Consider the following 13323-nt stretch of genomic DNA (forward strand, 5'->3'; position numbering starts at 1 on the left):
CGCCAACGGGCGAACGTTGCTAGGGCAGATATAGCTCCGTGGCATCGGACTCAACACCGCCATCGGCGCCACCTGTCACCAGCACCCGCCCGTCCGGCAACAGGGCGGCGGCGACCCCGCTGAGCGGAACGGACACGGAGGCTGCTGCGGTCCAGGCATTGGCATCCGGGTGATAGATCTCCGCACTTGCCGGGAGGCTTCCCCCCACTGCCAGCACCCTGCCATCGGCCAGCAGAATCAGGGCAGGCAACAGACGCCGGGCGTTCATGGTGCTGCCGGTCCAGCCTGACGTTGCGGGACCGTACACCCAGGCCTGCGGGGCACCGGCAAAGTCCCCCACGACCAGTACCTTCCCACTGCCCAGCAGGACGGACTGCACGACGTTGTGCGACCCGCCGGGGAACGGCACTGTCACGCTGGCGCCACTGCCGCTCGCGGGGAACAACTCGGCTGACAGGACCGCTCCCGTGCTGTTGAGACCACCGACCACGAGCACGGTGGCGCCATCCGGCAGCAGTGTCGCGGCATGCTGGGTGCGCGGCGTTGTCAGAGTCATACTTGCCACGGTCCAGGCGCCGAGGGCGGGATCGTACAGTTCAGCGGTACTCAGGGGCGCCACCCCTGACTGATTGCCACCGATGACCAGGACTCTTCCATCCGGCAACAGCGTGGCCGTGTGCCTGACGCGAGCCGCTGCCAGGCTGCCGGTCGGGGTCCAGGTTCCGGTAGCCGGATCGAACAGCTCTGCCGAAGCCAGTGGCGTCGAGATACCCGATGCACCGCCAGCAACCAGGACCTTGCCATTCAGCAGGCGCGTGGCGGTGTGCTCATACCGGGGCATGCCAAGGCTTCCGGTCGCAGACCAGGCATTTACGCTGGAGTCATAGAGCGCAGCGCCTGTTGTCACGCCCCCCGCACCAATGCCGCCAGCGGTCAACACCTTGCCGTCGGCGAGCAGGGTTGCCGTGTGGTAGTGCTTCGCTTGCGGCATGGGTGCGGCAGCCACCCAACTGCCACGCGCCGTCACAGATATCCGCACCTGCGCTTGCACACTGCCCGCGCGATTGCTTGCGGTGATGGTGTAGCTGGCCTGCATCTGCACGGACTGTGGCGTACCGGCGATCACGCCGGTCTGTGTGTTCAGGCTCAGCCCGCCCGGTAACGCGGGCGCAACGGAGAAGCTGGCGACAGCGCCGCCGGTGACTTGCGGCGGGTTGGGAACGATGACCTCCCCCACCACGTACAGGGCTGCTGTATTGCCGTACTGGAGGCTGGCGGGCGGCGCGACCGCGGCCTGCACCTCCATGCGGAGTTCCGTCGTGGTACTGCCCGCCGAATTTGTGCCCGTGATGATGTAGAGCGCCTGCGCGGCCGCAGCGGCGGGCGTCCCGCTGATGACACCCGTTTGCGCATCGAAGGCAAGTCCGGCAGGCAGCGCGGGCGCAATGCTGTAGTGCGTGATCGCGCCACCGCTGCTGGTGGGGCCGCTGGCGGCAACAGGATCGCCAACGGTAAAGATGACGGCCAACGCCTGATACGCCAGGCCAGTCGGCGCCACCGTGCCGTCGCGCACCTCGATCTGCACGCGGGCAGTCGCCGAACCTGCGCTGTTCGTGCCGGTCACAACGTGGATCGTGGCAGCCGTGGTGGTTGTCGGCGTCCCGGCGATGACACCCGTGCCCTCATCGAGGCTCAGCCCCGCCGGCAACGGCGGCGCCACCATATACCGGGCGATCGCACCGCCGCTGGCGCTGGGACGATTCGGCACGATCGCCTCGCCTTGCACGTAGCTGGCGGATGGCATGCTGTAGTTGAGGCCTGCTGGCGGCTCGATTGCTGCATCTTCCTCGGCAACGCATCCGGACAGCATGGCTGCCCACAGCAAGGCCAGGACAACGAGGCAAGACTGGAGGAAGTGCCGCCAAGCAGGATACGTGGACGCGTGCGCACGGCTGGCAAGGGAGATCATGACAGAAGGACCCGGAAGTTATAGTTTTCCGGCGACCTTCTTGTCGGGCCGCCGCGATGCGCAAACATTAAAGCATCGCATCGCGGCACACCACATGACCCGTTCGGGGGAAATGAAAGGCCGGAATTAGGCCCCGCTCGCAGCCCCTCAGCCCTTCACGAGCCCGTCGGCCCGGAACATCGCCTTGATGCCCCGCACCGCCTGCCGGATGCGCGATTCGTTTTCGATCAGGGCAAAGCGCACATACTCGTCGCCATAGTCGCCAAAGCCGATGCCCGGCGAGACCGATACCTTGGCCTTGGCCAGCAGCTGCTTGGAGAATTCCAGCGAGCCCAGCGCGCGGTACGGCTCGGGAATCCGCGCCCAGATATACATCGACGCCTTCGGGATCTCCACCGGCCAGCCCGCTTCGATCAGCCCGCGCGCCAGCACGTCGCGGCGCGACTGGTACTGCGCGGCGATCTCGCTGACGCATTGCTGGTCGCCCTCCAGCGCGGCAATGGCCGCGATCTGCAGCGGCGTGAAGGTGCCGTAGTCGTGATAGCTCTTGATGCGCGTCAGCGCCGCCACCAGGTCCGGGTTGCCCACCATGAAGCCCACGCGCCAGCCCGCCATGTTGTAGCTCTTGGACAGCGTGAAGAACTCCACCGCGATGTCCTTGGCGCCCGGCACCTGCATGATCGACGGCGCCTTCCAGCCATCGAAGACGATGTCGGCATAGGCCAGGTCGTGCACCACGAAGATATCGTGCTTGCGTGCCAGCGCAATGACGCGCTCGAAGAAGTCAAGCTCCACGCATTGCGCGGTGGGGTTGGACGGAAAGCCCAGCACGATCATCTTCGGCTTGGGATAGCTGCCGCGGATGGCGCGCTCCAGCTCGGCAAAGAAATCGATGCCCGGCACCAGCGGCACCGAGCGAATATCCGCGCCGGCAATGACCGCGCCGTAGATATGGATGGGGTAGCTGGGATCGGGCACCAGCACCGTGTCGCCGCGGTCCAGCGTGGCCAGCATCAGGTGCGCCAGGCCTTCCTTGGAACCGATGGTGACGATGGCCTCGGTATCCGGGTCGATCTCCACGTCATAGCGTTCGCGGTACCAGTGCGCGATCGCGCGGCGCAGCCGCGGGATGCCCTTGGAGGCCGAGTAGCCGTGCGTATCGGGCCGCTGCGCCGCTTCAGTCAGCTTGGCCACGATATGCGCCGGCGTGGCGCCATCGGGGTTGCCCATGCTCATGTCGATGATGTCCTCGCCACGGCGGCGGGCGGCCATCTTCAGCTCGGCGGTGATATTGAAAACGTACGGGGGAAGGCGATCGATGCGCGCAAAGCGGCGCTTGCCAGAAGCGGCAGTCATGGAGGGAGTCCTTTACGTAAGCGCCCGGAACCGTCCGAGCGACGTCGGCAGCCGTTGTCTCGGCTGCCGGGACTCATGTTAGCGGGGATGCGGCCATTGCACAACCGGCGTGCGCAGATGCCTAGAGCCTGCCCCCCGGCAGACCGGTCGGCCGGTTCGCGGGCAGATGGCGCACGATGCAGTCCAGCGCGGGAGAATCGGAGCGCCCGCCCAGCGCCGCGCTGACCGAATCGCGGTACTGCTGCGCAGAGATGCGCTGGTAGTACAGGCGCGACGTCTGGTCCAGCCAGTAGACGTAGTCGTCGTCGCTGCGGCTGCCGCTGGTGCGCAGCCAGTCGCTGATATTGTTCGTCCCGACGATCATGTTCGGGCACGCGGTCCGCAGCGAATCGAGATAGGCATTGAAGTCGGTCGCCTGGCGATTGCGCACGGCGTCCGGCGCACAGGCGGCCAGGATGGCAACGGATGCCGCGGCGGCGGCGATGATGCGCAACGGCTTGGATGCAGGCAACACGGCAGTCCTCCCGGCGGTGACGTTGCCTGCCATCTTATGGCAACGCCGCGCCCTCGTACACCATATCGCCGCCGTGGCTCAGTCGTCCAGCGTCTCGTGCACCGCCGCGTCGCCGCGCTTCCAGTAGGCCGATGCGCGGATGCGCTTCTTGTCGATGCCGCGCTCGCTGACCAGATACTGGCGCACGGCCTTCATCGCCGCCGCTTCACCAGCGGCCCACGCATAGCCCTCGCCGCGCGGCAGCGTGAGCTTGCGCAGCGCCCCTTCCAGCAGGCTGCCTTCCAGCCCATCGCCACGATTCAGCCAATGCACATCGCATTGCGCGGACGTCGGCAGCGGAATCTGCGCCGCGGCATCGCCTACTTCCACCACCACGATGGCGCGCGTATCGGCCCCGAGCTCTTCCAGGCGCCGGGCGATTGCCGGCAGCGCGGTATCGTCGCCGATCAGCAGGTGCCAGTCGAACGCCGTGGGCACCACGAACGAGCCGCGCGGCCCGCCCATGCCCAGGTACTGGCCCGGCTGCGCCTGGGCAGCCCAGGTCGAGGCGGGACCATCGCCATGCAGCACGAACTCGATATCCAGTTCCTGCTTCGCCGCGTCGTAGCGGCGCGGCGTGTAGTCGCGCGCGGCCGGCCGCGGCTGGCCTTCGGGGAAGGTGATGCCGTCCGGGGTGACCTGCGGCAACACCGGCTTGTCTGCGCCATCAACCGGGAAGAAGACCTTGACGTGGTCGTCGAACGACGCCGAGACAAAGTCCTGCAGATCAGCGCCGCCCAGCGTGACGCGCAGCAGCTGCGGTGACACCTGCGTGGTGCGCACCACCTGCAGCAGGCGCATCTTGAGCGGATGGCGCACGCGCTGCACAGTCAAGTCGCGTGCGGAGGCTTGGTTGTTCTCACTCATATTGGAAATCCTTGGGATTAAACCCGGCGCCTGCCGGGTCAGGTTGCCGATGGCCGCAGCCAGCGTCAGTGCCACGCGTCAGGCCTTGCGGACCGCTTCGATCTCAGCCGCCGCGCGCAGCAGGATTTCTGCGATGCGGCGCTGCTCGTCGGCGCCCGCATCGCTGCGCAGCGCAATGGCTCGCTTGATCGCGGCACGGGCCTGCATCAGCTCGGGCAGCCAGCCGCCCTGCTCCGGCTCAGCCTGCGGCTCGCCGCTCATGGCGCGCCGCATCCACTCCACCTTGCGCGCCACGTGGCGCAGCTTGGCAATCATCACCTCGACCCGCTCGCGGTTGGCCGCCAGGTGGGCCTTGCCGGGCTCGGACAGCTGGTAGCGCTTCTTGTTGCCTTCCGTATCGACGGTGGCGTAGCCGACTTCCTCTAGGTAAGTCAGGGCCGGGTAGACCACGCCGGGACTCGGCTTGTAGAAACCGTTGGTACGGGTCTCGATCGCCTTGATCAGTTCGTAGCCGTGGCTCGGCTTCTCTTCGAGCATGGCGAGCAGCAGCAACTGCAGGTCATCGGCGCTGAACTTGCGGCCCCGGCGCCAGCCTTCGCCGTCGAAGCTGCCGGGACCATCGGCGCCGCCCGGGCCGAAGCCGTCGTCATGGCCGCCGCCCCAGAAGCCGCCGCCGTGGCGGCCCATGGCGTGGTGGGCGAAGTGGCGCTCAAAGTGCGGCACAAGGCGCATCAACAGGTGACGGCCGCGGCCTGAGAAGCCCAAAGGGTGGGAATGATGGCGCATGATTACCTCCGATATGTCGTAAAACATATCTTACGATATATATCGTACGATCGGAAGTCAAGGCGACGCGGCAGTTCCCGCCGCCCCGGGATTACCTCATGCGGTACCAGTGGCAGCCATCGGAACCGGTCTCGCGCACCGCCTCGCCCCGCTCCAGCAGGTAGTTCAGGTGCGCAATGCTTTCGCCGGTAGCCATCCCCAGCAGCCCGCCGCTTCCGGTGATGGGGCGCGAGAACAACTCACCAAACACATCCACCGCCCGCTTCGGCGTCCCCAACGCCCCACGCAACCGGTCCAGCGCCTGCATCTGGCTCGCCCGCAAATAATCGATGCGCGCATGCAGCCCACGGAACGGCTCGTTATGCGCCGGCAGCACCAGCACATCGTCCGGCACGGCGGCGCGTACCTTGTCGAGCGAGGCCAGCCAGTCCTGCATCGGATCGGCATCGGGCTCGGTCGGGAACACCGAGACATTGGAAGAAATGCGCGGCAGCACCTGGTCGCCGGACACCAGCAGCTTCAACGCCGGGCAGTACAGGCAGGCATGTTCGGGCGAGTGGCCGGTGCCGACGATGACCTGCCAGTCGTGCGCGCCGATGCGCACGGTGTCGCCATCGGACAGCCGGTGGAAGCTCTCGGGCAAGGCGTGGACATATTTGCCGAAGCCGCCGAAGCGGGTGCGGTACACCTCGATCGCTTCGTCGTCCCAGCCGGCCTTGCGATAGAAATCGGTCGCGTCATCCGGCGCCGCTCGTCCCGTATCCGCTGCCAGCACGCGGCACATCAGGTATTCCAGCCGCGTCATCCACAGCTGGCAATCGAACTTGCCGGTCAGCCACCCGGCCATGCCGATGTGGTCGGGGTGCATATGGGTCACGAACAGGCGCGTCAGGCCGCCGGCGAGCGGCCCGCTTTCGGCGAACAGCGCGCGCCAGGCCTGGGCGGTTTCCGGCGTCTGCAGCCCGGCGTCGACGGCGGCCCAGCCATTGCCGTCGCGGATGGCCCACAGGTTGATGTGGTTCAGGCCCAGCGGCATCGGCATGCGCAGCCACAGTACACCGGGCGCTACCTCGCAGGCGCGGCCGGGTTCGGGGGCGTCACCGCAGGGGTAGTCGAGTTCGGGCTTTTCGAGGGAGATGGGGGCAGCTGCGAGGGCGATGTCGGGAGAATGGGCGCTCATCGGTATCTGGGCCGGTGGGCCGGCCGTGCTGTGCGCAGTGGCCGGTGCGGCAATGCCCCGGCTCCGCGCGTTCTGGATAGCAGATACCTTAGCCCAGATGGGCGATTCATGCTACGCGCGCCCTGCCCGCGTTCCGTGGTGTGGAATAGCCGTGAGCTATCGGGCCGGCGCCGGCAGCACCTTGCCCGGATTAAGCAGGTTCAACGGATCAAGCGCCTGCTTCACCTGCCACATCAGCTCCAGCTCCACCTGGGACTTGTAGCGCGTCAGGTCATCGCGCTTGGCCACGCCGATGCCATGCTCGGCCGAGATCGAGCCGTTTTCCGCGTGGGCCATGCCGTCGACCAGCGCCGAGACCCGCTCATACCACTGAGCCAGGAACGCTTTGCCTGGCTGATCCCTGGGCCGCAGCGGGTTGAAGTGCACATTGCCGTCGCCCATATGGCCGTAGATCACCATGCGCGCGTCCGGCACCAGTTCCAGCACCTTGACCGAGGCTTCCTCGACAAACGCGGCGATGCGCGACAGCGGCACCGAGACATCGCACTTGATGCTGCCGCCGGTGCGGGTCTGGGCGTCGGAGATCTCTTCGCGGATGCGCCAGAAGGTCTGGGCATCGGACAGGCTGGCGGCCACGGCGGCGTCCTGCACCAGGCCCTGGCTGAAGCCGGATTCGAGGATTTCCATCAGCGTAGCGTTCAGGCTTTCCGCATCGGTGCCGGAGGTGAGCTCGATCAGCACCATCCAGTCGTGCTTGTCCTGCAGCGGGGAAGCCACGTTACCAAGATACTCAAGCACCAGTTCCAGCGCGGGCCGCGAGATCAGCTCGAACGCGGTCACGGCCTGGCCGGACAGGCGCTTGGCTTCGCCCAGCAAGGCCACGGCCGCGGCGGGGTCCTGCACGGCGACAAAGGCCACGGCGCTGCTGCGCGGCTGCGGCATCAGCTTGAGCACGGCGCCGGTGATGATGCCCAGCGTGCCTTCCGCGCCGACGAACAGGTGCTTGAGGTCGTAGCCGGTGTTGTCCTTGCGCAGGCCACGCAGCGACGAGTAGATGCGGCCATCGGGCAGCACTACTTCGATGCCGAGCACCAGGTCGCGCATATTGCCGTAGCGCAGCACCGCGGTGCCGCCGGCATTGGTCGACAGGTTGCCGCCGATTTGGCACGAGCCTTCGGAGCCGATGCGCAGCGGGAACAGGCGCTGCCGGGCCTCGGCGGCGCCGCGTGCCGCGCTCAGTGTGACGCCGGCCTGCACGGTCATGGTGTCGTTGATGGTGTCGATGTCCAGCACCCGGTTCATGCGGCTGAGGTTGACCACCACGGCGGTGCCGCTGTCGTCCGGTACGGCGCCGCCCATCAGCGAGGTATTGCCGCCCTGCGGCACCACCGGCACGCGCTGGGCGTGGCACCACTGCAGCACCTGGCTGACCTCTTCCGTCGATGACGGCAGCACCACTACCTGGGCCTGGCCGCGGTAGATGCCGCGGTAGTCGGTCACATAGGCCTGCGTGTCGGCGTCGCCGCTGCGGCAGGCGTTGGCGCCGACGATGGCATGCATCGCGCGCAAGGTGGTGTCTGGGGTCGGGAGGTCAGCTGGCATGTGTGTAAGGCCTAGGAAATACAGGTCAGTACGCGGCGGAGGGCTTGTCTGCAGCGGGAGCGTCCGCGGGCTGCGCACGGAACGATGCGGCAAGCTTGCGCGCGGCGTTGGCGTACAACATCACGTCCACGCCCGTGGCCACGAAGGTGCAGCCCAGGTCGAAGTAGCGGCGTGCCAGTGCCGGGTCCGACGTTAGCGTGCCGGCGGCCTTGCCGCTGGCGATGATGGTACGCATCGCGCCTTCGATGGCGGCCTGCACCTCCGGGTGTCCGGGGCGGCCGCGGTGGCCCATCGACGCAGCCAGGTCGGCCGGGCCGATAAAGACGCCGTCGATGCCATCCACCGCACAGATTGCTTCCAGGTTCTGCAATGCGGTGACGGTTTCGGCCTGCACCAGCAGGCAGACTTCATCGTCGGCCACATCGAGGTAGTCGGTGCGGGCGCTCCACTGCGAGGCGCGCGCAATCGCGCTGCCCACGCCGCGGATGCCTTGTGGCGGGTAGCGCGTGGCGCTGACCACCATGCGGGCCTGTTCTGCCGTATCCACCATCGGCACCAGCAGGCTGCGCGCGCCGATGTCGAGCAACTGCTTGATCAGCGGCACTTCGCCGGCGACGGCACGCACCACGGGCTGGACCGGGTATGGTGCCACGGCCTGCAGCGCGTGCAGTGTCGAGCGCAGGTCGTTGGGGGCGTGTTCGCCGTCGATCAGCAGCCAGTCAAAGCCTGCGGTGGCCGACACTTCGGCCAGGTACGGCGTTGCCATCGACAGCCACAGGCCGATCTGCGCCTGGCGGGCGGCCAGCGCGGTCTTGAAGGGATTGTTTGCGGGCATGGTGTGTTCCGGTTCGATGATCGCTGGGCCCGGCGCTTCAGCCGAGCTGGCCCTGGCAAAGGTACTTGGTATGCATATAGTCGTCCAGCCCGTGGCGCGAGCCCTCGCGCCCGTAGCCGGATTCCTTGACGCCGCCAAACGGCGCCGCCTCGGCCGCGATCGCGCCCTCGTTGATGCCGACCATGCCGGTTTCCAGCGCCTGCGCCACGCGCCAGATGCGGCGGATGTCGTTGGAGTAGAAGTACGCGGCGAGGCCGAACGGGGTGTCGTTGGCGTCGAGGATCACCTCGGCTTCATCGCGGAAGCGGAAGATTGGCGCGACCGGGCCGAAGGTCTCTTCGCACGACAGCTCCATCGCGGGGGTCGCATCGGCCAGCACCGTTGGTGCGTAGTAGTGCGGGCCATCGGCGGTGCGCACGCGCTTGCCGCCGGTGACCACGCGCGCGCCCCGGGCGACGGCGTCTTCCACATGGCGTGCGATCTTGTCGACGGCGCGGGCATTGATCATGGGACCGATCTGCGCGGCCTCTTCCGTGGCCGGACCGACATGCAGCGCGCCAACGCGCTGTGCCAGGCGCTCGACAAAGGCGTCGTGCACGGCGTCGTGCACATAGACGCGGTTCGGGCACACGCAGGTCTGGCCACCGTTGCGGAACTTGGACGCCATCAGGCCATCGATCGCGGCATCGAGATCGGCGTCCTCAAAGACGATGAAGGGCGCATTGCCGCCCAGCTCCAGCGACAGCTTCTTCAGCGTGGCCGCCGATTCGCGCGCGAGGTGCTTGCCCACGGGCGTGGAGCCGGTAAAGGTGATCTTGCGCACGCGGCTGTCGGCCAGCCAGGCGTCGACCACGCCCGGCGTGTGCTCGCGCGATGCGGTGACGATGTTGAGCACGCCCGCGGGCATGCCGGCCTGCTGCGCCAGCCATACCAGCGCCAGCGCGGTCAGCGGCGTGTCCTCGGCGGGCTTGGCCACCACCGTGCAGCCGGCGGCCAGCGCCGGGGCGATCTTGCGGGCAATCATCGCCAGCGGGAAGTTCCACGGCGTGATCGCCGCGACCACGCCCACCGGTTCCTTCAGCACCAGCAGTTTGCGGCCCGGCACGGCTTCGGCGACGATATCGCCGCAGATGCGGGTGGCCTCTTCGGCAAACCACTCGACATACGACGCGCCGTACTGCACCTCGCCGCGTGCCTCTTTCAGGGGCTTGCCCTGCTCCGTCGAGATGATGCGCGCCAGGTCTTCCTGGTGCGCGAGGATCAGCGCATGCCAGCGCTTGAGCAACTGGGCGCGTTCGCGCGCGGGCCGGCGGCTCCACGCCGGGAAGGCGGCGGCAGCGGCATCGACGGCAAGGCGGGCATCGCCGGCATCGCTGTCTGGCACGTTGGCAAAGGTCTCACCGGTGGCCGGGTCGGCGACCGGCAGGCGGGCGCCAAGGCCGGCATCGCACCACCGGTCGTCAATCAGGTTCTGGCTGCGCAGCAGCGCTTGCTCGGAAAGCGTCAGCATAAGTGTGTGGGAGAGAGATTTGCAGGAGGCCGCTCAGCTGACGATGCCGAGGTGCCAGGGCACGAACTCGTTGTCGCCCAGGCCCAGTGCCTCGCTCTTAGTCGGCTCGCCAGAGGCCGCGCGCAGGATATGTTCGAAAATCCGCTGGCCCATCTGCGGCACGGTCAGCTCGCCGTCGAGCACCAGCCCGCAGTTGATGTCCATGTCTTCCTCCAGGCGGTTATACATCGCCGAGTTGGATGCGAGCTTGATCGTCGGCGCGGGCTTGGAGCCGAACATCGAACCGCGGCCCGTGGTAAAGCAGATCAGGTTGGCGCCGCTGGCGATCTGGCCGGTGACGGCCACCGGGTCATAGCCGGGCGAGTCCATGAACACAAAGCCGGCCTGGTCGATCGGCTCGGCGTATTCGTACACCGCCTGCAGCGGCGTGGTGCCGCCCTTCATGGCCGAGCCCAGCGATTTCTCGAAGATATTGGCCAGGCCGCCCTGCTGGTTGCCGTGGCCGACCACGCCGTTGAACTGGGCGTTGTGGCCGGCGGTGTAGCGCTCCCACCAGGCCAGGCGGTCCAGCAGCTTCTGGCCGACCTCGGGGGTTACCGCGCGGCGCGTCAGCATGAACTCAACGCCATGGATTTCCGGGGTCTCGGACAGGATGGCGGTGCCGCCATGGCGCACCAGGATATCCATCGCCGCGCCCAGCGCCGGGTTGGCGCTGATACCGGAAAAGCCGTCCGAGCCTCCGCATTCCAGCCCGATCTTCAGATGGCTGGCCGATACCGGCTGGCGGACCGCGGCATTGGCCGCGGGCAGCATCGATTCGATCGCGCGAATGCCTGCGGCAATGGTGGCACGCGTGCCGCCGGCATCCTGCATCACCAGCGTGTGCACCGCGGGGCCAGGCTCCAGCCCCTGCGATTCCACCAGTGAGGCCACCTGGTTGCGCTCGCAGCCCAGGCCGACGATCAGCACGCCGGCCAGGTTGGGATGGCGCGCGTAGCCGGCCAGCGTGCGGCGCAACACGTCGAAGTGCTCGCTCGGCGACGACATGCCACAGCCGCTGGTCTGCGCGAAGGCGACCACGCCATCGACATTCGGATACGCTGCCAGCCGCTCCGCTGTGAAATGCGCGGCAATCTGGCGGATCACGGTGGACGAGCAATTGACCGACGACAGGATGCCGATGAAATTGCGCGTGCCCACGCGCCCGTCCGGTCGCACAAAGCCGTTGAAGGTGGCGCGCCGGGCCTCGGGCACATAGTCCACCGGCCGCACGTCCTGGCAGAACGCCGGGTCGCGGTAGAAATCGACCAGGGTCAGGTTGTGCGAATGCACGTGGTCGCCCTGGGCGATATCGCGCGCGGCCACGCCGATGACGGTATCGAACTTGCGCACCGGCGTGCCGGCCGCGATGGCGCAGGCAGCGATCTTGTGGCCGGCCGGCACCTGTGCGCGCACGCGCACGGCGGGGTCGGCCAGCTGCTGGCCAAGGCTGAGGTCGCTGCGGGCGACCAGCACGTTGTCGTTGGCGTGCAGGCGGATGACGGGATTGGGATTCACTTGGACTTGGCCTTTGACGGCAATCAGCCTTGCTGCAGCAGTTCTTTGAGCTTGAGGCGCTGGATCAGCTGGGTTTCCTGGTCATAGACGCTGGCCACGTACTTCTTGTAGTCAGGACCGTCCAGGTACATCACGGGCGCATCCAGGCGCGCCGCCACCTGCTTGAACTCGTTGCTGGCCACCGCGGCGCGGAAGACGTCGCGCAGCTTCTTTTCCACGGCGGGCGGCAGGCCCTTCGGGGCGCCGATGCCGTTGGGCGCTTCCACCACCACGTTGTAGCCCAGCTCCTTGAGCGTCGGCGTGTCCTTGAAGCGGGTCGCGCGCTGTTCGCCCCAGGTGGCCAGCAGGCGCAGCTTGCCGGCTTCCACGTGCGGCGCCCACGAGCTGGAATCGGCCAGCAGGTCCACCTGCCCGGCCAGCACGTCCTGCAGCGCGGCGGCACCGCCCTTGTAGGCGATCGCATTGAACTGGATGCCCGCGGCCAGCGCGAACTGCTCCATGCCGACGTGGGTGGCGCCGCCGATGCCGGCGTGCGCATAGGTGATCTTGCCGGGGCTGGCCTTGGCGGCGGCCACCACGTCCTGCAGCGTCTTGTAGCGCGAATTGGCCGGCACGGCGATGCCGAAGGTCTGGCCCGAGGTGCGCGCCAGGTAGGTCAGCTCGCTGCGCGGATCCAGCTGCAGCATGCCGAGCTGCGCGAAACGCGTCACCGAGATCGGGATCTGGCCGATGGTGTAGCCATCCGGATTGGCGCGCGCCAGGGCCTTGGTGCCGATCATGCCGGAGGCGCCGGCGCGGTTCTCGACCACGATCGACTGCTTGAGAATGCCGCCGGCCACCTGGCACAGCGCGCGCATCGACTGGTCAGCGGTGCCGCCCACCGGCCAGGGACAGATAAAGGTGATGGGACGCTCGGGATACTCGGCGGCCAGCGCCCGTGCAGCAGGCAGCAGCACGCCGGCGGCGCCCGCGGCAGCACCCGCTGCGGCTCCGATGAGCAGGCGGCGGCGCTTGGAATCGATGGTGAAGCCTTGAGTCATTTGCGGGTGTCTCCGATGTTTTCATTATCGGCGGGACCGGCGCAGCCAGTCTCGTCATGCCCGCATTC

11 protein-coding genes are annotated in these 13323 nt (G+C 67.5%); all 11 read right to left on the bottom strand.

The features are described 5' to 3' along the window. Positions 1-19: 19 nt before the first annotated feature. Complete coding sequence (locus AC3WL8_RS05385; RefSeq protein WP_492377991.1) at positions 20-1969, bottom strand: putative Ig domain-containing protein; 1950 nt, start codon at positions 1967-1969, stop codon at positions 20-22. 147 nt (positions 1970-2116) lie between these two features. After that, the gene (gene alaC / locus AC3WL8_RS05390) at positions 2117-3325 is read right to left on the bottom strand and encodes an alanine transaminase (protein ID WP_013952819.1); all 1209 of its coding nucleotides are present in this window, start codon (positions 3323-3325) and stop codon (positions 2117-2119) included. 121 nt (positions 3326-3446) lie between these two features. Further along, positions 3447-3839 carry a hypothetical protein gene (locus AC3WL8_RS05395; RefSeq protein ID WP_013952818.1) on the bottom strand — a complete coding sequence of 131 codons (393 nt, stop codon included), beginning with the start codon at positions 3837-3839 and terminating at the stop codon, positions 3447-3449. A gap of 78 nt (positions 3840-3917) precedes the next feature. Next, positions 3918-4745 (bottom strand): siderophore-interacting protein, encoded by an 828-nt coding sequence (locus AC3WL8_RS05400; RefSeq protein ID WP_013952817.1) that lies wholly within the window; start codon positions 4743-4745, stop codon positions 3918-3920. Between the two features lie 78 nt (positions 4746-4823). Continuing rightward, positions 4824-5531 (bottom strand): PadR family transcriptional regulator, encoded by a 708-nt coding sequence (locus tag AC3WL8_RS05405; RefSeq protein ID WP_013952816.1) that lies wholly within the window; start codon positions 5529-5531, stop codon positions 4824-4826. Between the two features lie 91 nt (positions 5532-5622). Further along, positions 5623-6711, bottom strand: coding sequence for an MBL fold metallo-hydrolase (locus AC3WL8_RS05410; protein ID WP_013952815.1), 1089 nt, complete (start codon positions 6709-6711; stop codon positions 5623-5625). A 156-nt stretch (positions 6712-6867) separates the two neighbouring features. Then, positions 6868-8313 (bottom strand): FAD-binding oxidoreductase, encoded by a 1446-nt coding sequence (locus tag AC3WL8_RS05415; RefSeq protein WP_013952814.1) that lies wholly within the window; start codon positions 8311-8313, stop codon positions 6868-6870. Between the two features lie 25 nt (positions 8314-8338). Further along, positions 8339-9148, bottom strand: coding sequence for a 4-hydroxy-2-oxoheptanedioate aldolase (hpaI, locus tag AC3WL8_RS05420; protein ID WP_013952813.1), 810 nt, complete (start codon positions 9146-9148; stop codon positions 8339-8341). Between the two features lie 37 nt (positions 9149-9185). Next, positions 9186-10658: an NAD-dependent succinate-semialdehyde dehydrogenase gene (locus tag AC3WL8_RS05425; RefSeq protein ID WP_013952812.1), complete on the bottom strand. Its 1473-nt coding sequence runs from the start codon at positions 10656-10658 to the stop codon at positions 9186-9188. 33 nt (positions 10659-10691) lie between these two features. Further along, positions 10692-12215, bottom strand: a complete 1524-nt coding sequence (locus tag AC3WL8_RS05430; RefSeq protein ID WP_013952811.1) for a UxaA family hydrolase — start codon at positions 12213-12215, stop codon at positions 10692-10694. A 23-nt stretch (positions 12216-12238) separates the two neighbouring features. Continuing rightward, complete coding sequence (locus AC3WL8_RS05435) at positions 12239-13255, bottom strand: tripartite tricarboxylate transporter substrate binding protein (RefSeq protein ID WP_153953906.1); 1017 nt, start codon at positions 13253-13255, stop codon at positions 12239-12241. Between the last annotated feature and the right edge of the window lie 68 nt (positions 13256-13323).

The sequence above is a fragment of the Cupriavidus sp. FW305-F7 genome, from assembly GCF_058782875.1.